General features: G+C 71.8%; 20 protein-coding genes and 7 tRNA genes. 9 read left to right on the top strand and 18 right to left on the bottom strand.

Annotated features, from left to right (window positions below):
- Nucleotides 1–57 precede the first annotated feature (57 nt).
- Together VE614_RS12990 and VE614_RS12985 are read right to left on the bottom strand one after the other, a co-directional pair.
- Nucleotides 58–129 (bottom strand) — tRNA-Val (locus VE614_RS12990).
- A 39-nt stretch (nucleotides 130–168) separates the two neighbouring features.
- On the bottom strand, nucleotides 169–615 hold the full coding sequence (locus tag VE614_RS12985; RefSeq protein ID WP_324935956.1) for an SRPBCC family protein: 447 nt from the start codon (nucleotides 613–615) through the stop codon (nucleotides 169–171).
- A gap of 101 nt (nucleotides 616–716) precedes the next feature.
- Here VE614_RS12985 and VE614_RS12980 point away from each other — a divergent pair, with 101 nt between their 5' ends.
- Nucleotides 717–3,044 (top strand): SCO7613 C-terminal domain-containing membrane protein, encoded by a 2,328-nt coding sequence (locus VE614_RS12980; protein WP_324935954.1) that lies wholly within the window; start codon nucleotides 717–719, stop codon nucleotides 3,042–3,044.
- 57 nt (nucleotides 3,045–3,101) lie between these two features.
- Here VE614_RS12980 and VE614_RS12975 read toward each other — a convergent pair whose 3' ends face one another.
- The 7 genes from VE614_RS12975 to VE614_RS12945 form a co-directional block, all read right to left on the bottom strand.
- The gene (locus tag VE614_RS12975; RefSeq protein ID WP_324935952.1) at nucleotides 3,102–5,840 is read right to left on the bottom strand and encodes a Tat pathway signal sequence domain protein; all 2,739 of its coding nucleotides are present in this window, start codon (nucleotides 5,838–5,840) and stop codon (nucleotides 3,102–3,104) included.
- 104 nt (nucleotides 5,841–5,944) lie between these two features.
- Entirely contained in the window at nucleotides 5,945–6,544 is a 600-nt protein-coding gene (locus VE614_RS12970) for a hypothetical protein (RefSeq protein ID WP_324935950.1), read from the bottom strand.
- A 10-nt stretch (nucleotides 6,545–6,554) separates the two neighbouring features.
- Nucleotides 6,555–7,430 carry a carbohydrate ABC transporter permease gene (locus tag VE614_RS12965; RefSeq protein WP_324935948.1) on the bottom strand — a complete coding sequence of 292 codons (876 nt, stop codon included), beginning with the start codon at nucleotides 7,428–7,430 and terminating at the stop codon, nucleotides 6,555–6,557.
- A complete protein-coding gene (locus tag VE614_RS12960; protein WP_324935946.1) occupies nucleotides 7,427–8,383 on the bottom strand; it encodes a sugar ABC transporter permease in 957 nt (318 codons plus the stop codon). Before VE614_RS12960 ends, VE614_RS12965 begins: the two co-directional genes overlap by 4 nt.
- A 14-nt stretch (nucleotides 8,384–8,397) precedes the next feature.
- Complete coding sequence (locus tag VE614_RS12955) at nucleotides 8,398–9,684, bottom strand: ABC transporter substrate-binding protein (RefSeq protein ID WP_414719566.1); 1,287 nt, start codon at nucleotides 9,682–9,684, stop codon at nucleotides 8,398–8,400.
- 374 nt (nucleotides 9,685–10,058) lie between these two features.
- Nucleotides 10,059–10,130, bottom strand: a tRNA-Val gene (locus tag VE614_RS12950).
- A gap of 76 nt (nucleotides 10,131–10,206) precedes the next feature.
- Entirely contained in the window at nucleotides 10,207–10,671 is a 465-nt protein-coding gene (locus tag VE614_RS12945) for a TIGR02611 family protein (protein WP_324935944.1), read from the bottom strand.
- A 191-nt stretch (nucleotides 10,672–10,862) separates the two neighbouring features.
- Between VE614_RS12945 and VE614_RS12940 the strand changes: the two genes are divergently transcribed.
- The gene (locus VE614_RS12940; protein WP_004002642.1) at nucleotides 10,863–11,276 is read left to right on the top strand and encodes an SsgA family sporulation/cell division regulator; all 414 of its coding nucleotides are present in this window, start codon (nucleotides 10,863–10,865) and stop codon (nucleotides 11,274–11,276) included.
- A gap of 590 nt (nucleotides 11,277–11,866) precedes the next feature.
- On the top strand, nucleotides 11,867–12,427 hold the full coding sequence (locus VE614_RS12935) for a CGNR zinc finger domain-containing protein (RefSeq protein ID WP_324935942.1): 561 nt from the start codon (nucleotides 11,867–11,869) through the stop codon (nucleotides 12,425–12,427).
- A 66-nt stretch (nucleotides 12,428–12,493) separates the two neighbouring features.
- Here the strand turns inward: VE614_RS12935 and VE614_RS12930 are convergent, their stop codons facing one another.
- Nucleotides 12,494–12,646: a hypothetical protein gene (locus tag VE614_RS12930; protein ID WP_164873000.1), complete on the bottom strand. Its 153-nt coding sequence runs from the start codon at nucleotides 12,644–12,646 to the stop codon at nucleotides 12,494–12,496.
- A 164-nt stretch (nucleotides 12,647–12,810) separates the two neighbouring features.
- Complete coding sequence (locus VE614_RS12925; protein WP_324935939.1) at nucleotides 12,811–13,251, bottom strand: hypothetical protein; 441 nt, start codon at nucleotides 13,249–13,251, stop codon at nucleotides 12,811–12,813.
- A 269-nt stretch (nucleotides 13,252–13,520) separates the two neighbouring features.
- Here VE614_RS12925 and VE614_RS12920 point away from each other — a divergent pair, with 269 nt between their 5' ends.
- Entirely contained in the window at nucleotides 13,521–14,042 is a 522-nt protein-coding gene (locus VE614_RS12920) for a DsbA family protein (protein ID WP_324935937.1), read from the top strand.
- A 3-nt stretch (nucleotides 14,043–14,045) separates the two neighbouring features.
- On the opposite strand, the gene VE614_RS12915 is transcribed toward VE614_RS12920, so the two are convergent.
- From VE614_RS12915 to VE614_RS12905, 3 genes are all read right to left on the bottom strand, one after another.
- Nucleotides 14,046–14,870, bottom strand: coding sequence for a GNAT family N-acetyltransferase (locus VE614_RS12915; protein ID WP_324935935.1), 825 nt, complete (start codon nucleotides 14,868–14,870; stop codon nucleotides 14,046–14,048).
- A 65-nt stretch (nucleotides 14,871–14,935) separates the two neighbouring features.
- On the bottom strand, nucleotides 14,936–15,757 hold the full coding sequence (locus tag VE614_RS12910; protein ID WP_324935933.1) for an aminodeoxychorismate lyase: 822 nt from the start codon (nucleotides 15,755–15,757) through the stop codon (nucleotides 14,936–14,938).
- Nucleotides 15,758–15,778: 21 nt separating this feature from the next.
- Nucleotides 15,779–16,816, bottom strand: a complete 1,038-nt coding sequence (locus VE614_RS12905; RefSeq protein ID WP_324935931.1) for a chorismate-binding protein — start codon at nucleotides 16,814–16,816, stop codon at nucleotides 15,779–15,781.
- Nucleotides 16,817–16,993: 177 nt separating this feature from the next.
- On the opposite strand from VE614_RS12905, the gene VE614_RS12900 reads away from it, so the two are divergent.
- The 5 genes from VE614_RS12900 to VE614_RS12880 all read left to right on the top strand — a co-directional run bounded on the left by VE614_RS12900 (nucleotide 16,994) and on the right by VE614_RS12880 (nucleotide 17,478).
- Nucleotides 16,994–17,066 (top strand) — tRNA-Gly (locus VE614_RS12900).
- A gap of 39 nt (nucleotides 17,067–17,105) precedes the next feature.
- A tRNA-Cys gene (locus VE614_RS12895) sits at nucleotides 17,106–17,179 on the top strand.
- A 1-nt stretch (nucleotide 17,180) separates the two neighbouring features.
- Nucleotides 17,181–17,252, top strand: a tRNA-Val gene (locus tag VE614_RS12890).
- Between the two features lie 40 nt (nucleotides 17,253–17,292).
- Nucleotides 17,293–17,364: transfer RNA gene (locus VE614_RS12885), tRNA-Val, on the top strand.
- Nucleotides 17,365–17,406: 42 nt separating this feature from the next.
- A tRNA-Val gene (locus tag VE614_RS12880) sits at nucleotides 17,407–17,478 on the top strand.
- A 56-nt stretch (nucleotides 17,479–17,534) separates the two neighbouring features.
- Here VE614_RS12880 and VE614_RS12875 read toward each other — a convergent pair.
- The 4 genes from VE614_RS12875 to VE614_RS12860 form a co-directional block, all read right to left on the bottom strand.
- Complete coding sequence (locus VE614_RS12875) at nucleotides 17,535–17,834, bottom strand: zf-TFIIB domain-containing protein (RefSeq protein WP_324935929.1); 300 nt, start codon at nucleotides 17,832–17,834, stop codon at nucleotides 17,535–17,537.
- A gap of 80 nt (nucleotides 17,835–17,914) precedes the next feature.
- Nucleotides 17,915–18,859: an aminoglycoside phosphotransferase family protein gene (locus VE614_RS12870; RefSeq protein ID WP_324935927.1), complete on the bottom strand. Its 945-nt coding sequence runs from the start codon at nucleotides 18,857–18,859 to the stop codon at nucleotides 17,915–17,917.
- A gap of 240 nt (nucleotides 18,860–19,099) precedes the next feature.
- Nucleotides 19,100–19,306 (bottom strand): hypothetical protein, encoded by a 207-nt coding sequence (locus VE614_RS12865; RefSeq protein WP_086172951.1) that lies wholly within the window; start codon nucleotides 19,304–19,306, stop codon nucleotides 19,100–19,102.
- 115 nt (nucleotides 19,307–19,421) lie between these two features.
- A complete protein-coding gene (locus tag VE614_RS12860) occupies nucleotides 19,422–19,778 on the bottom strand; it encodes a hypothetical protein (protein ID WP_324935925.1) in 357 nt (118 codons plus the stop codon).
- Nucleotides 19,779–19,962 lie beyond the last annotated feature (184 nt).

Raw genomic sequence — 19,962 nt, 5'->3', positions numbered from 1 at the left:
GGCGGGCGTGAGGCCATGCAAAAGGCCGGTCCGCGATGGCGGACCGGCCTTTCCCGGTGGGCGATACTGGGTTCGAACCAGTGACCTCTTCGGTGTGAACGAAGCGCTCTCCCACTGAGCTAATCGCCCGGGAACGCACTGAACAATACAGGTCCCGGCGGCTTTCGTTCAAACCGCTTCCAGGTGGGCGGCCAGGCCGCGCCGCCCCGCGCGCATCATCAGGCGGTGGTTGGCGCGGAAGAAGGGCCGTCCCGGCACGGCGAGCCGTCGCAGCAGCGGCTTGCGCACGTCGACCTCCTGGTCGTAGCGCGCGAGGCTGCCGGTGCCGTGGGCGGTGACGGTCCAGCGCGACCAGCCCTCGACGTCGCCGGAGAGCGCGGCCTCCAGGATGCCCGCCGCGGGGTCGCGGCGCACCTCCCGGGCGGTGAACGTCATGTCGTACGGCAGCAGGGAGCGGATCCGGATCGCTCCGGTGCGCCCGTCGAGCCGGGTCACCTCGCGCACCTGCGGCCACCAGCGGGGATAGTCCTCGACCCGTTCGAGCGCGGCGTACACGTCGGCGGGCGGGGCGGGCAGCCGCCACAGGCTGCGGAAGCGGTGGTGGGTCCAGTCCATGAGCTGAGTCTGTCCTGCTCAGGCCTCGGTATCCGTGGCTGAGTACGGTCTGAGTACGCGCACTCATGTCCGGAGGCATGACCGCCGCCACACTCGCGGTCATGACGCACATTCCGTCCCCCGCCGAAGAGTTGCGGCTCGTCGACGCCGAGCTGTACCGACTGGACGCCCGGCGCGCCCAGTTGCTGGCGCGTCGTGGCTGGCTGCTCTCACAGCTCCAGCCGGTGCGGCCGCTGCCGGCCGCCGGTCCGCCCCGTCCCGAGGCCACCGGGCCCCGGGTCCAGAACGTCCTGCTGGTGCTGGGCGGTGTGCTGCTCACCCTCGCGGCGGCGGCGTTCACACTGGTCAGCTGGGGTCATCTGGGGATCACCGGGCGGGCCGTGGTGCTGGGCGCGGTCACGGCGGCGGCGCTGGCGGTGCCGGTACCGCTGCTGAGGCGGGGGCTGCGCTCGACGGCCGAGTCGGTGGCGGGCCTGGGTCTGGCGCTGACGGTGCTGGACGCGTACGCGCTGTACGCCGCGGCCCTCACGGAGGCGGACGCCACGGGGTACGCGGCGGGCGCCACGGCGGTGCTGGGGGCGGTCTGGGCGGCATACGGTCTGCTGCTCCCCCGCGTGACGGGTCAGCCGCTGCTGCTGCCCGTACCGGCCGCCGTGGGTGCGGCCCAGCTCCCGCTGCTCCTGCTCGCCGTCGCGGTGGGCGCGGACGCGTCCGGGGTCGCTGCGGCGCTGCTGGTGACGGCCGCGGCGAACACGGCGATGGCGCTGCGGGTGACGTCCGGACCGGCACGGATCGCCGCCGTCGCGGGCGCGTACGGCCTGGGCGGCTGGGGCGCGCTGACGGCCGGTGGACTGGCGTGGACGGCGGCCGGTCCGGGTGCCGCCACGCGTGCGGCGGGGCTTCTGCTGCTGGCCACGGTGATCGCGCTGGCCGGGGCGCGGGCGCCGCACGAGGGGATGGCGCGGGGCAACGCCACCGCGGCGGGTCTGCTGGCGGTGGCGGCGCTCGGCGCGGTGCCGCGGTCGGTGGTGTCCGACAGCTGGGTGGTGCCGGTCCATCTCGGGTGGGGCATCGCCCTGCTGGCCCTGCTGGGCCTCACCCGGATCCCCGAGGTGGTGCGCCGGGGGCTCGGCTGGGCCTCGGGCGTGGTGCTGGCGCTGGCCGTGGTGGCCGCGCTGCCGGTCGTGGCCGTGGCGCTGCTCGGACCGCTCGGCGTGCCGCTCCGCGTCTGGTCGGGGGTGCCCGGGGACGCGCGGGCGGCGGTGACGGCGGACCTGCCGTGGCCGCCCGCGAGCGGTACGGCTCCGCTGGTGCTGGCCGCGGTGGCCGCGGTCCTGGTGTCGGCGGTGCGGGAGCCGCTGTGGCGGCGCCGGGCTCTGGACACCGCGTCGGTCCTGGCGTGGGCGGCGGTGCTGGCCGTGCCGCCGGTGCTGCGGCTGCCGTACGCCGCCACGCTGGCGGTGCTGGTGCTGACCACGGTGGCGCTGGCGGTTTCGAAGCGGCTGCTGCCGACCGTGCTCGCCCTGGTGACGTCGGTCGTCGCCGGTCTGCTCGCGCTGGCCGCCGAACCGGCCACGCTGACGGTGTTCGCCCTTCTCACAGCCGTGTTCGCGGGGGTCGCCCGGCGGCCGGTGGCCGTGGCGGCGACGGCGGGGTACGCCACCGCCCTGCTCTGCGCGACGGGTGCGGCGCTGGACTGGCAGCCGTCGCACATCGCGCCGCTGGTGCTGCTGGTGCCGGTGGCCGCGGCGCTGTGGGCGCCGCGCGCCGAGGGCGCGGCGCGGGTGACCGCCGAGGTGTCCGGCGGGGTCGCGGCCCTGCTCGCGGTGGGGCTGGCGGTGCCGGACGCGCCGATGCTCGCGCTGGTGCTGTCCCTCACCGGGGTGATCGTCGCGGGTACGGCCGTACGACCGGACCGGCGTCCGGCCGGGCAGGTGGCCGCCGCGCTGTTCGTGCTGGCCGCGTGGGTGCGGCTGGCCGCCTGGGAGGTGGCCGTCCCGGAGGCGTACGCGCTGCCGGTGGCCGTTCCCGCCCTGGTGGTGGGCGTACTGCGGCGGCGCCGTGACCCGCAGGCGTCGTCCTGGACGGCGTACGGCCCCGGGCTCGCCGCCGGTCTGCTGCCGAGCCTGGTCGCGGCCTGGGGCGACGCGCACTGGCAGCGCCCCCTGCTGCTGGGCGTGGGGGCGCTGCTGGTCACGCTGGCCGGCGCCCGTCATCACCTGAGGGCGCCGCTGCTGCTGGGCGGCTCGGTGCTCGCCCTGGTGAGCCTGCACGAGCTGGCCCCGTATCTGGTGCAGGTGGCGGGGGCGCTCCCCCGCTGGGCGCCTCCCGCGCTCGCCGGACTGCTGCTGCTCGCCCTGGGGGCGACGTACGAGCAGCGGTTGCGGGATGTCCGGCGGGTGCGGGAGACGCTGGGGCGGATGACCTAGGGGAGCGAGCCCGGCATGATCGCGAGACACCCCAGGGGGTGTCTCTGATCGGGTCGGCTACGAGGGCATCCGGTCGCCGAGCAGGGCCAGGTTCTCGATGGCGGCGAGGCCGTACAGGGCGGTGTCGTTGGTGGACACCCAGGTGGCCTCGCTGCCCTCGACCAGGGCCAGGGGCCCGGTGACCTTCTCGGTCTTCCAGGGCGCGGACTCCTTGTAGCCGTCGGAGTTGTAGAACTTGTCCCAGGCCCGCTTGGCGAGCTTCGCGTCGCCGGTCCTGACGGCCGCGTAGGCGTCGAGGCGGGAGTGGCCCTGGAAGAGGATCAGACTGCCGAAGTTGGAGCCGTAGCGGGCGGCCTGTTCGGCCTTGGTGGCGTTGAAGTAGCGGCAGTAGTCGTAGTAGGCCTCGTTGAACTTCGGCATGTCGACGAGATCGATGAGTTCCGCGCACAGCTCGCCCAGGCCGAACACGGCCGAAAGGTGCGAGACGCCGACGACGGGCTTGTCGGCGATGGCGAACCGGCCGGTGTCGAGGTCGTACAGGCCGGTGCCCTGGACGAAGCCGTTGGGCTGGGCGGCGATGGTCTCCATGGTGGACAGCACGCGCGCCTTGGCCTTCTCCCACTTGGGGCCCTTGCGCTCCCACTCGGTGAGCCAGGCGGAGACCAGGCCGCTCCAGTCGGTGCCGAAACCGATCGACAGGGCGTGCCGGTCGGGCGTGTACGGCTCGGTGCGGATCTTGCGGATGGGGTCGAGGACGAGGAACGTCTCGTCGGAGTCGACGTTGGCGTGCATGAGGTCGCCGACGCGTTCGTCCGCGGTGAGGAAGTAGTAGTAGCGGCGGTAGGTCGTGTTGGCGATGCGCTGCTGCTTGGCGCTGTCGGCGTAGTGCTGGACGCCGTGCCGGGTGCCGAGGCCCGCCCACTGCCCGAGGTGGTAGACGTCGACCTCTCCGGTGTGCCGGGTCATGGCCTCGGCGAAGCGGAAGATGTCGGCGCGGCCGCTTCTGAGGTACGCGTACCAGAGCCACAGGTCGGGCGACAGCTCGGAGTTGTCCCAGGCGTAGCCGCCGACGTCGTAGCGCCACTGGTGCCGGACCGTGTCGTAGGTGTGCATGATGTCGCCGTAGTCCCAGAAGCCGTACCACCGGCGCATCTCCACCTGGTCCTTGTAATAGGTGAAGAGGAAGTCGAGGTGGTCCTCGATCTTCGCCTTGGCGGGGGTGGAGCGGTCGGGCTCGGCGTACAGGCCCTTGCCGAAGACGCCCGCCTTGATGAGCTGCCGGGGCGGGGCGGCGAGCTGGGGCAGGACGCGGACGGCCTCGATCTGCTCGGCGAGCCGGTCGGCGCTCGGGGTGGACTCGTTGGCCCAGAAGAGGAGTTCGGAGGTCCGGGCGATGCCGTAGGGGGTGCCGAACTCGGGCTCGTAGTCCTCGTAGGTGATGTTGAGGCCTTCGAGCTGCTCGGGGTAGGTGTCCTGGCCCAGACCGTCGTGGTAGAAGCGCAGGTCCATGGGTTGCGCCTCGGGCGACCAGAGCCAGATGGTGACCTGGGCCTCGTCGGTGTGGGCGTCGCGGATGTCGAGCTGGGCGGGGAACTTCTCCCAGAAGTCGCGCAGGCCGAACGAGAAGCCGCCGCTCGCGCCGCCGACGTAGCCGAAGCCGGAGGCGCGCCGGCCGCCGCCCGCGGCGATCCAGCCGTGCCCCTTCTTGGTGCGCTTGCGCACCGTGAAGCCGTCGGCGGAGAGCTGGGAGAGGGTGTAGTCGCCCCACTCGGGGATGTACTGGAGGCGGGTGGTGACCCGCTGGTCCCAGGTGGCCGGGTCGGGCAGCTTCTTCCCCTCGTACTGCGCCACCTGCACCGCCTGGCCGGGGTCGCGGCGCAGTCCGGTGATGCCCTTGACGGCCTCACGGAGCATGCCGGTGCCCTCGCCGCCAAGGCGGATGTGGCGGTCGTAGGACTGGTCGCGCATCGGGACGGTGAAGCGGACGCCGATGCCGCGGATGAAGTCGCCGCTCGCCTTGCCGGGCTCCTGGGTGCCGTCGTAGGTGATGGTGTGCACCATGCGGAAGGAGTCGGCACCAGCGTAGAAGTAGAGGCGGATGGAGAACGGCAGCCAGCCGCGGTCGCCCTTGCGGTGCTTGCCGTCGACGCGGACGACCGCGCGGACCGGGCCCTCCTGCTCGACCTTCACCTCGGAGATGGCGCTGTCGAAGCGCTCGTACTTGACCGTGCCCTGGTCGCCGTCCTCGATCTCCGGCTGGCGCAGCAGCACCAGCCGGCCGTTCTTGGCGATCTCTGTGGAGCCGCGGGTGACGGACTTGACCAGGGTGGAGCCGGACTTGCCGAGCTTCGCGGTGATGACGCCGGTGGAGATGTCGATGGTGCCGCCGCTCCGGACGACGGTGACCTTCTTCTCCGGGGCGGCGGGCGCGCCGGTGGTCAGGGTGAGCTTGCCGGTGCCGGAGCTGACGGCGTGCGCGGTCCACTTCAGGGAGCCGTCGGGCCAGTAGGCGATCGGCCAGGACTGGACGGGGACGGCGGTGCCCTTCTCGTCGGTGACGGCGAAGGTCTGGTCCTCCTGGTGGACGCCCTTGGGCCAGGGCACGCCGAGGGTGGAGCCGGGGGCGGCGCCGAGCCCGCCGTCCTCCAGCCAGTCGAGGACGACCGGTTCGGCGTCGGCGGTCCCGGCGGCCGGGGCCGCCTGGGCCTCCCGGGCGCCCAGGGCCCAGCTGAACTGCGCGGCGGCTCCGGCGACGGCGGCCGCTTTCAGGACGGACCTGCGGGGGATGGGGGACATGGCTTTCCTCTCCGTGCGGAATCAGGGCTTGCCAAGGGCATGACACAGACAGGTGCGGCGCCCGGGGCGCCGCCCTCGATCAGGGAAAGCGGGAGCACCGCGGGTCAGCGGTGCCGGTACCGCAGCTCCACGGCGACGGCCGCCGCCGCGACGGCCCCGAGCACGGGCACCGCCAGCGGCGCGACGAACAGGGCGGACAGCGCCACGACGGCCACCCCGCCGACGATCAGGAAGGACCCGGCGGGATCGAGCACGGTCCGCCGCCCGGCGCCCGCGAGCAGCGCCCGCCAGGACGCACCCGGCGTCCAGACGGCCGCCGCCCGCAGCAGCGCCACGACGCATCCGATCAGCGCGAAGATGCCGACGGCCCCCACGAGCGGCCCGCCGGGCAGGCCCGCCCGGGCGGCCTCGACGTCCACCCGGACCGCCGCGGCCACCGCCCAGCCGGCGAGCCCGACCGCCCACCCGCCGCGCACGGCCGCCCGGAAGTCCGCCGCGAACTCCCGCCAGCCACCTCCCACATGGGCGGTACGACGCCGAAGATGCCGGGCGCCGGCGGCGAAGGCGGCGGGGTAGGTGACGAGTCCGAGGCAGGCCACGGCGATCCACACGCCGGTGAGCAGGCACTCGGCGAAGACACTGAACCGCTCGCCGAAGAACGGCTCCTTGCGCGCGGAGCGGGCTTTCACGCGTGCTTGCGCCATGGTGACCGCCTCAGCCCTTCAGTCCGGACGTCGCCATGCCGTCGATGAGGTGGCGCTGGAAGGCCATGAAGAAGGCGATGACCGGCACGAGCGCCACCAGCGACATCGCGATCATGCTGCCGTAATTGGAGATGCCCTCCTGGTCGCGGAACATCATCAGGCCGAGCGAGACGGTGTACTTCTCGGGGGTGTTGAGGTAGATCAACGGCCCCATGAAGTCGTTCCAGGCGTTGATGAAGGTGAAGATGGCGCTGGTGATGATGGCGGGGCGGCTCAGCGGCAGCACGATGGCCCAGTAGGTCCGGAAGTGCCCGCAGCCGTCGAGCTTGGCGGCCTCGTCCAGCTCACGCGGCAGCCCGCGCATGAACTGCACCATCAAGAAGACGAAGAACGCCTCCGTGGCCAGGAACTTGCCCGCGACGAGCGGCACCAGGGTGTCGGTGAGCTCCAGGTTCCGGAAGAGCACGTACTGCGGGATGAGCAGGACGTGGTACGGCAGCAGCAGCGTGCCGATCATCAGCGTGAACAGCAGGTTGCGTCCGGCGAACCGGATCTTGGCGAGGGCGTACGCGGTCAGCGAGCTGGACAGGACGACTCCGGCGACGGCGAGGACCGCGTACATCAGCGAGTTCCAGAAGAAGCTGCTGATGGAGATGCCGGAGATGCCGTCGGCGAGTCCGGAGAAGTTCGCCCAGACCGGCTCGGTGGGCAGCAGGTCGAGGCTGGCGATGATGTCCTTGCTCGGTTTGAACGAGGCGCCGACCACCCAGACCACGGGGTACAGGACGACCGCGAGGACGAGGAGCGCGCCCGCGTGCCAGGCGATCGATCCGGCGCGCCGTCGCTCTGTGGCGTCGCGCACGGCAGCTGGGGTGGCAGTGGTCACTTGGCGGCCTCCTCGTAGTGCACCCACTTCTTCTGCGACCAGAACAGGACCGCCGTGACGAGTGCCACCGCGACCACCAGCGTCCAGGCCATGGCGGAGGCGAAGCCCATCTGGGCCTCCTTGAAGCCCTTCTGGTAGAGGTAACAGGTGTAGACGAGTGTGGCGTCGGCGGGCCCGCACCGGGTGTCGGAGACGACGTACGCGGAGCCGAACACCTGGAACGCGTGGATGGACTCCAGCAGCACGTTGAAGAACAGCACCGGGGAGATCATCGGCAGCGTGATGTTCCAGAACCGCCGCAGGGGGCCGGCCCCGTCCACCTCGGCGGCCTCGTACAGCTCCTGCGGGACCTGCTTGAGACCGGCCAGGAAGATGACCATCGGCGCACCGAACTGCCAGATGCTCAGGGCCACCAGGGCGTAGAGAACGTAGTCCGGGTTGCCGATCCAGCCTCCGACGTCGAACCCGAAGACCTTCTGCGTGCGGTCCACGATCGCGTCGTCCGAGAACAGCGCCCGCCACACGAAGCCCACGGAGACGCTGGCGCCGATCAGCGAGGGCATGTAGAACGCGGCCCGGTACAGGCCCTGTCCGCGCCGCTTCTGCGCGAGCAGCAGCGCGACGCCGAGCGCGAGCAGCAGCTTCAGCGGCGTGGCCACGACGACGTACTTCAGCGTGACCTCGACCGACTTCTGCCAGCGCGGGTCCTGGAACATCGCCGAGAAGTTGTCCAGCCCCACCCACTTCGGTGGCGTGAACAGGTTGTAGCTGGTGAACGCGTAGTACAGCGACGCGATCATCGGCCCCGCCGTGAGCAGCAGGAATCCCGCGATCCACGGCGACATGAAGAGATAGCCGGCGAGGTTCTCGCGGCGCCGCCCGCGCCGCCCCGCGGCGGGAGCGGCGGACCGCTTCCCGGCCGGGCGCGCGGGCGCTTCCTTGACGAGCGTCATGGTGGTACGTCCCCTCAGCCCGCGAACGCGGCCTTGGCCTCGCTGAACAGCGCCTTGGCGGCGTCGGCCGGCTTGGTCTTGCCCTGGGCGACCTCACCGCCGAGCCGCAGGAAGGCCGCCTCGATGACGTCGGCACCGGACGGGTGCGGGGTGATCTTCCCGAGCACGCCGGCCGCGGCGACCTCCTCCTCGTACGCCCTGACGCCCTTGTTGGTCTCGTCGGCGGGCGTGAACGCCTCGTACTGCTCGGTCGTCGCGAGGATGCCGCGGTCGTAGCCCATGATCTTGCCGGCTTCGGGGTCGTGGACCATGAAGTCGATGAACTGGGCGACCTCCTTGGGATGCTCGGTCCCGGAGAAGGCGCTGAGCATCAGCGAGCCGAGGTACTGGCCGGTGTCCTTGCCGTTCGTGGTGGGGATCGGTGCGAGCCCGTAGTCCGACTCGCCTTCGCCCTCATAGCGGATGGAGAAGTTGTCCCAGGTGAACTCGGACGCGGCGAGCCCCGCCGAGAGCGCGGACTTGGGCTTGACCTGCTCGACCTTCTTCGGGTCGGCGACCAGGCCGGACCGCACGCGCTTGTAGCCGTCCTCCCACCACTGCGTCAGATCGTCCTCGGTGAAGCCCAGATCGGTCTCCGTGAAGAAGGCCATGCCGTTCTGGCGGAGGTACAGGTCGTAGAGGTACATGATGCTGAAGTAGCCGGTGTCACCGGCGATCTTCACCTTGTCCTGGATGGTCTGGAGCGCGTCGAAGTACTCGTCCCAGGTCCAGCCGAACTTCGCCTCCACGCCCGCCTTCTCAAAGGCCTTGAGGTCGATGACGAGCGCCATGGTGTTGGCGCCGACGGGGATGCCGATCTGCTTGCCGTCGACCTGACCGTTCGCCAGAACGCCGTTGCGGAAGCCCTCCAGGTTCAGGTGCCCCGCGTCGGCCTGCGACGTGAGGTCCATGAGAACACCACGCTTGTCGTACTTGCGCAGGAAGCCGACCGCATTCTGGAAGACGTCCGGCGGATTTCCACCGGAGGCCTGGGTCTGGAACTTCTCCCAGAATGCCTCGTAGTCGGTGAATTCAGGCTTGATCTTGATCTTCGGGTACTTCTTCTCGAAGAGCGCGATGGTCTTCTTGATGGCGATGGTGCGCGGCTCACCACCCCACCACGCGTAACGGAGTGTCACCGTCCCATCGCCGGAGGCACCTCCGCCGCCACCGCAACCGGTCGTCGCGGCCAGCCCGAGAGTGGCCGCCGAGGCTCCCGCGACCTTGAGGATCGTGCGCCTCTCCACACTGCTGCCTGCCACCGTCAGACCCCTCCCCGCGGCGTCCTTGCCGCTTGCATGAATCGTTTCAAGTAAGCGCTTGCTGGCACAAGGTACGAAGGGGTTCGGGGTGCGTCAATGATTCGGACAGGAATTTCTTGCGGGTGGAGCCGGGCGGCGGGCGGGCCGCGACGGACCCGGCGGGCGGCGGGCGGGATGATCCCGCAGGTGAGGGCCGCGTGATCGACGGGCGGAACGCGATGCGGCCGACCGAGACGAGATGCCGTCCGGCCGAAAATCGTTGGACGTCCGGGACATGACATGAGACACGGGGCGGGCGGCATTGGCCCCGCCCCGGGCCGGGCACACACGACGGCGGCCCGCCTGCGTTGTCGCAGACGGGCCGCCGTACCGGGTGGGCGATACTGGGTTCGAACCAGTGACCTCTTCGGTGTGAACGAAGCGCTCTCCCACTGAGCTAATCGCCCGGGCGCAGGAAGAACATTACCCCATGTCAGGGGGTGCGTGTGACCATCCTCGGCGGCCTGCCCGCGCCCTCGCGGATCACTGGTCCTCGATCTTCCACGGCATGACGAGGCCGAACTTCCACAGGTAGATCCCGGCCAGGACCCCCACGATCACCAGGCCGAGCACGGTCAGGATGATGTTGCGCCGCCGCACCTTGGGATCCAGGGCGCGCTGGGCGGCCTCGGTGACCTTGCGCTTGGTCCAGCGCAGCACCAGCTGGGCCCAGACGAATTCGGTCGCCCAGATCGCCATACCACCGAATATGACCACCCAGCCCGGTCCGGGCAGGGGCAGCATGATGACGCCGGCGACGACGACGGCCAGGCCGACCACGAAGACACCGACCTGCCAGCTCACATGGAGAACCCGGCGCGCCTTGATGAACTCCGGCGCCCGGGATCCGAGCCCCGGCTCGTCCTCCGGCTCGCTGCGCACCCCGTTCGCCCTCGTCTCGTCGGCAGCCACGGCGACCTCGCCAGGCTCGTTACTCCCCGTATTCATACGGCCAAACCCTACCGGACCGAAACCCGTCACTGAAACGGACGCACCGGACGAACGAGCTCTCGGCCGGAAGAGTTACGTAAACACACGCAAAACACTCAGAGGGGTTTACAACGGCACCGTAGGTGGCATGTCGATTTCGCCGACGTGCGAATCCCCGAGCGCACACTGAGCGAAAGGCCCTGGCGCTTATGAACACCACGGTCAGCTGCGAGCTGCACCTGCGCCTCGTTGTGTCGAGCGAGTCCTCCCTGCCGGTGCCGGCAGGCCTGCGGTACGACACGGCCGACCCCTACGCCGTGCACGCCACCTTCCACACCGGAGCCGAGGAGACCGTCGAGTGGGTGTTCGCCCGCGACCTCCTCGCCGAGGGGCTTCACCGGCCCACAGGTACCGGTGACGTCCGCGTCTGGCCGTCGCGCAGTCACGGTCAGGGCGTGGTGTGCATCGCCCTGAGCTCCCCGGAGGGAGAAGCACTGCTCGAGGCCCCGGCGCGGGCCCTGGAATCGTTCCTGAAGCGAACGGACGCCGCCGTGCCCCCGGGCACGGAGCACCGGCACTTCGACCTGGATCAGGAGCTGTCGCACATCCTGGCGGAGAGCTAGGCGAACCCCATAAGCCGCCCGGCGCCGTCCACTCGGGGAGACGGCTCGGGCCAGGACAACCGCATACGGCACACCACGGCGCCGCTCCCGCACGCACCCTGCGGGGGTGGCGCCGATGCGCCTCCCGCTGGTCACACTGTGTGACCAGCGGGACCTGACGTCGTGGGTGGGCTGGGAGAACCCAAACGGGAAGTGATCGGTGCGCGGGCGGCGGGGCGCGGGCCGCTGGGCGGTGAAGACGCCGTGCGCAGGCCGCTGGACGGTGCCCGGCGGTGCACGGCCCAGGCCCGGCCGGTCACCCGGCGAGGGCGGGGTGGAGGGAGGCCGGCCGGGGTCTGGCCAAGCCGGACCCGGGCATGAGCCCGGGTTGGGCCCGGGCCTGCCCCTGGGCGCAGCCTCGCCGGCACCCGGTCGCCGTCTGCCGGTGCCCGCCCGCAGTCGTGAAAATCCCTCCGGGCGGGAACATCGCAGGCCGGAGCCTCGTTGAACGGGCATGCACGGGCGGGAGCGGGCCAGTGGCCTTTGGGAAGCCATTACCATCGGCCAGCATCGGCGGGCGTTCGCCCGACCCCCAGGCCAGGGAGCGAAACGTGCTGATCACCCACGACACCCGGTGCGCGCTCGACACCGTGGTCGATCTGGTGAACACCGCACCGGAGGACGAGACGTCACCGGACGGGCTGGCGGATGTCGCGGCCCTCGACGAGTTCGTGCGCACACACAAGATCAGCGATGTCGGTGTGCTGTCGGAGTTCGATCTCTCCGCGGTGCGCAAGGTCCGCGGCCGGTTCGCCGGGATCTTCGCGGCCCCCGACGCCCGCGCCGCCGCCGGCATGATCAATGACCTGGTGGCCGCCGCGGGCACCACCCCCCGGCTCACCGATCACGACGGCTACGACTGGCACGTCCACTACTTCGCCCCCGGCGCCTCCGTCGCCGACCATCTGGCCGCCGACTGCGGGATGGCGCTGGCCTTCTTCGTGGTGGCCGGGGAGCAGGAGCGGCTGCGACGCTGTGAGGCACCCGACTGCCGACGCGCCTTCGTCGATCTCTCCCGGAACCGGTCCCGGCGCTACTGCGACAGCCGGACCTGCGGAAACCGCCTGCATGTGGCCGCCTATCGTGCCCGGCGCAAGGAGGCGGCGGGCTGACGGCCGCGCCGGACAACGGTGCCGTCGTGGTCCCCGGCGGGTGGCGCCGGGGACCACGGGTACGGCTCACAGCAACAGCAGATCGTGCAGCGCAGCCGTGAGCAGCAGACACCCGATCACCGCAAGGAAGATCATCAGCGGTGGCTGGGAAAGGGCGAAGAGGCATCCGCGCGGCTCGTCCTGAGGCGGCGCGGCATCGCTCTGTGTCGTGTCCAGCATCTCGCGCCGATGATGGCGCAATCGGCACCCTTGGCACCCCCACGCCGCCGCCGAACGAGGGACTTCGTCCCGAACACGTGGTCCCGCGGGGCAGCGCTCAGTACGCTGCGCGCCCACCGCTCGCCGGAGGGCCCTTGGGACGTCTCAGACGCCCGGGGCGGGCTTCATATGCCGTGCTTCTTGAGGATGGCCTCGATGTCGCTGAAGTCGTCCGCGGCGTCTGCCCGGGAGGCCGGGCCCGGCCGGGCCGCCGGGCGGGAGGATCGGCCCAGGGAGGGCGCCGAGGCCTGCGGGGCCACCGCGCCGGGCTGCGCCCCCTCGGCGGCCGCCCCACGGTCCCGTCGTCCGCCGCGCCGGCGCTCCACGGCCCGCGTGCCGACGAACAGCAGCCATGCGCCTCCGAGCACACCGAAGCCCGCCCAGGCGATCGGGCTGAACGCGGTGCCGGCCGCCCACTCGACCACTCCCGTCATCACCAGGCCGATGGGGACGAGGGAGTAGGCGGCGATCCGGGCGGCCGTGAGGAAACGCCTGCGGTACGCCGTGACCGCCGCGATGCCCAGGCCCGCCGCGGAGACGGCGGAGCAGACGGTCTCGGCAATCATCCGGTCCTCCAGCTGGCTCGGTCGGTCGGGGCGCTTCGTCCCCTTCCATCCTGCACCGCCCCCACCCCGCCAGGCCATGCCCCGCCCCGACATCAGGGACATCTCCGGGTCGTCTCCTCCTCAGGGTCCCGTGGGCCGCTACGCCCCGGAGACGGGGCGGGGCGGGGCGGGGCGGGTCCCGGCCGTACGCCGCGGCCGGCCGAAGGCCGAGAGGCGGGGAACAGGTGGGCCGGTCGGGTGGGGTGTCGGCGGGCTGGGAGACTGGGGGCATGAGCGACACCTCCTCCGCCCGGCCGGCAGCCGTTCTCGATGTCTGGTGCGAGCTGCAGTGCCCGGACTGCCGTAGTGCCCTGGATGATCTGCGCGCCTTGCGCGCCCGCTACGGCGACCGGCTGGAGGTGCGGTTGCGGCACTTCCCGCTGGAGAAGCACAAGCATGCCTTCGCCGCCGCCCAGGCCGCCGAGGAGGCGCTGGAGCAGGGGCGGGGATGGGCGTACGTCGAGGCGGTGCTGGGCCGGGTCGAGGAGCTGGACCGCAAGGGGGAGCCCTTCCTGGTCGAGGTGGCCCGAGAACTGGGCCTGGACGCGGAGGAGTTCGACACGGCGCTGATCGACGGCCGGCACATCCTGATCGTGGACGCCGACCAGGCCGAGGGCAAGGCGATCGGGGTGACCGGCACCCCGACGTACGTCATCGGCGGTGAACGGCTCGACGGCGGCAAGAGCCAGGAGGGTCTGCGCGAGCGCATCGCGGAGATCGCGGACCGGCTGCTGGCCGAGCAGGGGGCCTGACGGCTACAGCAGCGGCTTCTGGAGGGCGTACAGCGTCGTCTCGTAGCCGAGTGACGCGTACAGCCGCTCGGCCGGGGTGTTCCCGGCGAACACATTCAGCCCGAGGACGCGCCGGCCGGCGGAGACCGCCTGTATCTCCGCCAGGAGCATGAGCGCCCGGCCGTGGCCCCGCCCGCGGTGGGCCTCGTCGGCCTCCACCTTGAAGACGAACGCCTTGTCGTCGCGCAGGGCGAGCCAGAGGATGCCCACCCGGGTGCCCTCGTGCTCCAGGACGCTGAAGCGCATGTTCTCGGTGGCCAGGCCCCGCGGCAGCAGTTGCTCCTGGTCACGCCGCGCCTTCGCGTACGCCGCCGACTCGGGCACCCCGCGCTCGATCCAGCTGCGCGCGTACTGCTCCCACTCGTCCGCGTGCCACGCCACGAACTCGGCGTCGGTCATGGCACGCGACCGGCTGCCGGCGGGCAGGACGGGCGGGCTGTCGCCGAGCCGTTTCTCCATGCCGCGGTTGCGGACGCTGTAGCCGAGGGCCTGCACGAGCCGCAGGGCGGGCCCGGCGTCGGCGGGTACGGTCGTCTCGATGCGGGTGCAGCCCCAGCCGCGCGCCACCTCCTCCGCGGCGAGCAGGGCCACCGTGGCCCGGCCGCGTCTGCGGTCGGGTTCCTCGATGCGCACATGGCGGACGCACGCCATCGAGTCACCGAAGGCGGCGGAGGTGGCGAGGTGGAGGTCGCCGACGGGGCGGCTGTTCACGCACACCTGGTAGTGGCGTGAGCGCGTCCCGTCGGCGTGCTGCTGGAGCGGCCCGGTCGGCCGTAGGGTCGTGGTCATCACGGGTGTTCTACCCCGGCCGGGCCCCCGGGGCAGCCGAATATCGCGGCGGTCGGTCGCGGCGGTCAGGGGTCGAGGTCGTCCCCGGAGCGCTCCTGGAAGATCCGCGTGGCCTTCGCGGTCACCGGGCCGCCCGTGCCGGGCAGTTCGCGGTCGTCGACGCGGTGCACGGCCTGGACGTCCCGCAGGGTGGAGGTGAGGAAGACCTCCTCGGCACGCTCCAGGACGTCGAGCGGCAGGTCGGTCTCCTTGGCGCCGGCCCATTCGATCGTCAGCGCGCGGGTGATGCCCGCGAGGCAGCCGGAGGCGAGCGGCGGGGTGTGGATCTCGCCGTCCAGGACGACGAAGACGTTCGACCCGGTGCCCTCGCAGAGCTGTCCGACGGTGTTGGCGAACAGCGCCTCGGAGGCGCCCTGTTCGTGGGCGCGGGCGAGGGCGACGACGTTCTCGCCGTACGAGGTGGTCTTCAGGCCGGCGAGCGCGCTGCGCTCGTTGCGGGTCCACGGCACGGTGATCACCGCGGTGGAGTCGGGGCGGCGGGCGGCCTCGCCGAGGGCGACGACCAGGGTCGGGCCGTGCTCGCCGCGGTCCGAGCCGAGCGGGCCGTGGCCGCCGGTGTAGGTGATGCGCAGCCGGCCCAGCGGCATCGGGTTGGCCTCCAGGACGGCGGCACAGGCCCGGCGGACCTCGTCGAGGTCGGGGTCGGGCAGGCCGAGACCGCGGGCGGAGCGGGTGAGCCGGTCCAGGTGGCGGGTGAGCGCGAAGGGACGGCCGTCCACCGCCTTCACGGTCTCGAAGATGCCGTCGCCCACGGTGAGCCCGTGGTCGAAGACGGAGACGCGCGCGGACTCCATGTCCTTGAGCCCGCCGTCGAGCCAAACCTTCACTGGTCCCTACCTCGCATCACGTCAGTACCTGTCCATCGCCTCGTACGTCCCCGACGCTACCGCGAGCAGCCGGGACGCCTTCAGTTCGGTCTCCCGCCACTCCCCCTCGGGGTCCGAACCCCAGGTGATCCCTGCGCCGGTGCCGAACCGCAGCAGCCCCTCGGCCCGGTCGATCCAGAAGGTGCGGATGCCGACGGCCAGCTCGCCCACACCCCGGTCGGCGTCGACCCAGCCGATGCCGCCGCAGTAGGGACCGCGCGGGGCGGTCTCCAGGGCGTCGATGATCCGCAGGGCGCTCGCCTTGGGGGCGCCGGTGACCGAGCCGGGCGGGAAGGCGGCGGCGAGCGTCTCCGGCCAGCCGCAGCCGTCGCGCAGCTCGCCGCGCACGGTGGAGACGAGGTGGACCAGGCCGGGGTGCTTCTCCACAGCGCACAGGTCGGGGACGGTGACGCTTCCGGTGGCGCAGACCCGCCCGATGTCGTTGCGGACCAGGTCCACGATCATCACGTTCTCGGCGTAGTCCTTCTCCAGGAGGTCCGCCTCGGTGCGGCCGGTGCCCTTGATCGGCCCGGACTCGATGGTCCGCCCCTGGCGGCGCAGGAACAGCTCCGGGGAGGCGGTGGCTATCTCCACCCCGTGCCCCGGCAGACGGATCGTTCCCGCGTACGGCGCCGGATTGCCGCGGGCGAGCAGTGCGGTGAGGGCGTCCACGTCCGCGCCCGGGTCGACCGGCGCCGAGAGCACCCGGCAGAGGTTCGCCTGGTAGACCTCGCCGGCCGCGATGTGCTCACGGATCCGTCGTACGCCCGCCGTGTACCCGGCGCGGTCGAGGGAGGACGTCCAGTCACCGGCCGCGGGGCCCCGCCAGGCGCCGGGCGCCGGGGCGGGTACCGGTTCCTCGCGCACCTCCGCGAAGCGGGCGCAGGTCAGGCGGCCCTCGAAGTCCGCGACGACGGCCCAGAAGCCCGAGGAGTCCAGGGCGGCGGGATCGCCGGTGACGTCGAGGAGGCCGGTGGCGACGCGGTCGCCGAAGCGGGCGAGGGGAGCGAGGTCGAGCACGTTGTCGAGTCTATGGCGGGTGTCCGGCGGGTGGCCCCGGCGTGACCTCCAGGCTCCCCGGCCGGGTCCTCCGGGGGACGCACCGCAGCACGCTGCACAAACGCGTTTTTGTACTGGCCGGGGAATCCGCTAGAGTTCAACACGTCGCCGGGACGCGGAAGCGGACCGAAACGACAGGCGGACGTAGCTCAGTTGGTAGAGCGCAACCTTGCCAAGGTTGAGGTCGCGAGTTCGAACCTCGTCGTCCGCTCGCAGGAAGAAGAGGATCTTTCCGGTCCTCTACACTCCTGGTGGAGTGGCCGAGAGGCGAGGCAACGGCCTGCAAAGCCGTCTACACGGGTTCAAATCCCGTCTCCACCTCCAAGGACGATTAGCTCAGCGGGAGAGCGCTTCCCTGACACGGAAGAGGTCACTGGTTCAATCCCAGTATCGTCCACTGGATCTTCGGATCCTGGATCTCCTCGAAGATCCCACCCGCGCGATTAGCTCAGCGGGAGAGCGCTTCCCTGACACGGAAGAGGTCACTGGTTCAATCCCAGTATCGCGCACGCAGTGCCCATGATCCGCTTCAGACGTGATCGTGGTCCCGAGGACGATTAGCTCAGCGGGAGAGCGCTTCCCTGACACGGAAGAGGTCACTGGTTCAATCCCAGTATCGTCCACAGACCGGAGCCCCCGGCCGTCCGAGACGGCCGGGGGCTTCGTCGTGCTCGGTGCCTCAGCTGGAGAAGAGCATGTGGCCGAAACTCTTGTGCCGCTTGTGGCCGTAGTGCCCGTGGCCGCCGTGCGGGGCGCCCCAGGCGGGAGCGGCCGGGGCCGGCGCGGCCGGGTAGGCCTGCGGGGCCGGGGGCGCCGGCGGGGCGGGCGGGGCGGGCTGGGTCCACTGGGACTCCAGGCGGGTCAGGGCCTCCAGCTCGCCGTAGTCGAGGAAGATCCCCCGGCAGTTGCTGCACTGCTCGATCTGGACTCCGTTGCGGTTGTAGGTGTGCATCGCGGCACGGCACTTCGGGCACTGCACGGTCGGGTCAACTCCTCGCCGGTGGATCCTGCTTCGGGTATCGACAGCACAGACTCTGTCCGGCTGCGGTCGGTTGCACCCTACTTCGCGAAGTTCCCCGCCAGGTCCGGGGGTACGGCCGTCATTCGCTCGCAGGCCTCCACGAGGCACTGCTCGACCTCGTCCAGCGGGCGAGCCGCGGTCAGGGCTTTGGTGACGGCCTGGGCGGCGGCCTGGACCGTGAGGGCGCGGGCCGGGACGTCGAGGGCGGACCACGGGTCGCCGTCGGCCGGGACGGCCGGGCCACGGGCGGCGCGGTAGGCGTCCAGGAAGCGCGTCCACTCGTCGGGCGGCAGCAGACCGCAGGCGTACCAGGCGGCCGGACGGGCGAGGTCCCAGGCCGGGACGCCCACCCCGAGGTCGTCGACGTCGATGAGCCGCCACGGGCCGAGCGGGGCCGGGTGCCGTACGAGCTGGCCGAGGTGCAGGTCGCCGTGGCAGAGGGTGGTCGCGTCCGGCATGGGCGCCTCCGCGCGGGCCCAGGCGGGGAGGGCGGACCAGGCCCGCAGGACGGTGGGCGTGGCGGGATGCGGGGCCGCCGCCGTCAGGCGGGCGACCGCGCGGGCGGCCTTCTCGGGGCCGCGCATGGGGGGCAGCGGCGTCGGGGCAGGGGTGCGGTGGAGGCGGGCGAGGAGGGTGGCGGCGGCCTCCCAGGGGGCGGCGTCGGGGTCGTCCGGGTCCACGGGGGTGCCGTAGGGCCAGAGGGTGACCAGGCGGTCGTGGAGGGTGGCCGCAGCCGGGCCGAGCGGCGGCAGGAGGACGTCGGGGAGGCGGGAGGCCGTGGTCAGGCGGGCGGCGAGCCGGGCGGGGTCCGTGCCGGGGGCGTGGGCCTTGGCGACGGTGGCCGCGTGGCGGACGACGGTGGCGTCCGGGCGGTCGGCGAGGGTGGTGACGACGGCCGTGCCGCAGGCGCAGGTGCCGGGTGCGGGGTGGGTGGCGGTTGTGGCCTCGGCCGTGAGGGCGGTGAGGAGCGGGGGTGTCGTCATGCTGGTTCCCGGGGAGTGGCGGCGGTGACGGTGAGGGTACGCCGGGGCGGTGGGGCTGTGTCGGCCCGCCGGTGTGCGCCGGCCGCGGTGACCGCCGTGGCTGTCCGGATCCGGGAAGGGCAATGCCGGCGCAGCTCCCCAGCTGCGCCGGCATCTGTGCCGTCCGCCGCACCCCCGTCCCCACGGGGTTATGGGTGGATGTCCCCGCCCGGACCGCTCTTCCGGGCCTGGGGTCGCCGCTCAGCGCCCCAGCATCACGCCCACGGACGACGCTTGCGTGGCCACTGTCTCCCAGCCGTCGAAGACGACGAGGAGCAGGACCGCCAGGGGAAGGGCCATCAGCGTCGCCACCAGGGGGTGGCGGCGGCCCTGGCGGCGCGGACGGAGCGCGGCGTACGCCTTGCGCCCCTCCTCGCGGATCAGCGTCCGCGGTGCCGTGTGGGCCATGGTCCCTCTCCTGACCTGCTTGGTTGTCGTTGCAGCGGCGGGTGTCTGACCTCGGGGGACGAGTGCTGCACCCGCCGCTTGACCTCAAATCTAGGTGCGGGGCGGGCACCGGACGTCATGCCCTCGTACCGATCTGCGGGCCTCCCGGAGGATGAGCCATGAGGTGGTGTGTACTCCCCTGGGTGGAGACGGGCTCCCGCGTCTCGGGGTCTTCCCGGAGGGGACGTCCGGTCTGCCCCTGCTTTTCCGAGCCGTCCTCCCGGGGAACCGGTGGCTCGACGAGGGCGAGGACCCGGTTCGCCATGAAGCGCGCCGTACGGACGACGGCACCGGTGCGGGTGACTTCGCTCACTTCCACCACACCTCGCCGCACCGCGGTCTCCACTCGGCGGCCCGCCCCGCTCGCCACCACCTCGTAGGTCCGTGCCGTGTCGCCGGCGTCGTCGGTAATTTCCACGCGGTCACCCTTCACGGGTCCAATCCCCCGTCGCTGACGGACGGTTGGGAGCCCGGACGGGACCAAGTCGTGGTGTCCGGCGGCTCCCTGACCTCCCTTCAAGTCTCCTGCCCGGCACCGACAATCGATCGGGGCGAGAGGGCGCGGCCTCTGCGCGCAGGCGGCCGGGGAAACGTAAGCTGTGGCACGTCAGACGGAC

This window comes from Streptomyces sp. (assembly GCF_035645055.1).
Lineage (GTDB): Bacteria > Actinomycetota > Actinomycetes > Streptomycetales > Streptomycetaceae > Streptomyces.
The sequence above is the reverse complement of the archived record's forward strand: the minus strand, read 5'-3'. Positions and strand labels throughout refer to the sequence as shown.

Excerpts from the sequence above, each read along its gene's own strand:
- VE614_RS12980 (WP_324935954.1), top strand. The coding sequence starts at position 717 with ATGACGCACATTCCGTCCCCCGCCGAAGAGTTGCGGCTCGTCGACGCC.
- VE614_RS12975 (WP_324935952.1), bottom strand. The coding sequence starts at position 5,840 with ATGTCCCCCATCCCCCGCAGGTCCGTCCTGAAAGCGGCCGCCGTCGCC.
- VE614_RS12960 (WP_324935946.1), bottom strand. The coding sequence starts at position 8,383 with ATGACGCTCGTCAAGGAAGCGCCCGCGCGCCCGGCCGGGAAGCGGTCC.
- VE614_RS12865 (WP_086172951.1), bottom strand. The coding sequence starts at position 19,306 with ATGGCCCACACGGCACCGCGGACGCTGATCCGCGAGGAGGGGCGCAAG.
- VE614_RS12970 (WP_324935950.1), bottom strand. The coding sequence starts at position 6,544 with ATGGCGCAAGCACGCGTGAAAGCCCGCTCCGCGCGCAAGGAGCCGTTC.
- VE614_RS12945 (WP_324935944.1), bottom strand. The coding sequence starts at position 10,671 with ATGAATACGGGGAGTAACGAGCCTGGCGAGGTCGCCGTGGCTGCCGAC.
- VE614_RS12925 (WP_324935939.1), bottom strand. The coding sequence starts at position 13,251 with ATGATTGCCGAGACCGTCTGCTCCGCCGTCTCCGCGGCGGGCCTGGGC.
- VE614_RS12940 (WP_004002642.1), top strand. The coding sequence starts at position 10,863 with ATGAACACCACGGTCAGCTGCGAGCTGCACCTGCGCCTCGTTGTGTCG.
- VE614_RS12915 (WP_324935935.1), bottom strand. The coding sequence starts at position 14,870 with ATGACCACGACCCTACGGCCGACCGGGCCGCTCCAGCAGCACGCCGAC.
- VE614_RS12870 (WP_324935927.1), bottom strand. The coding sequence starts at position 18,859 with ATGACGACACCCCCGCTCCTCACCGCCCTCACGGCCGAGGCCACAACC.
- VE614_RS12985 (WP_324935956.1), bottom strand. The coding sequence starts at position 615 with ATGGACTGGACCCACCACCGCTTCCGCAGCCTGTGGCGGCTGCCCGCC.
- VE614_RS12920 (WP_324935937.1), top strand. The coding sequence starts at position 13,521 with ATGAGCGACACCTCCTCCGCCCGGCCGGCAGCCGTTCTCGATGTCTGG.
- VE614_RS12930 (WP_164873000.1), bottom strand. The coding sequence starts at position 12,646 with ATGCTGGACACGACACAGAGCGATGCCGCGCCGCCTCAGGACGAGCCG.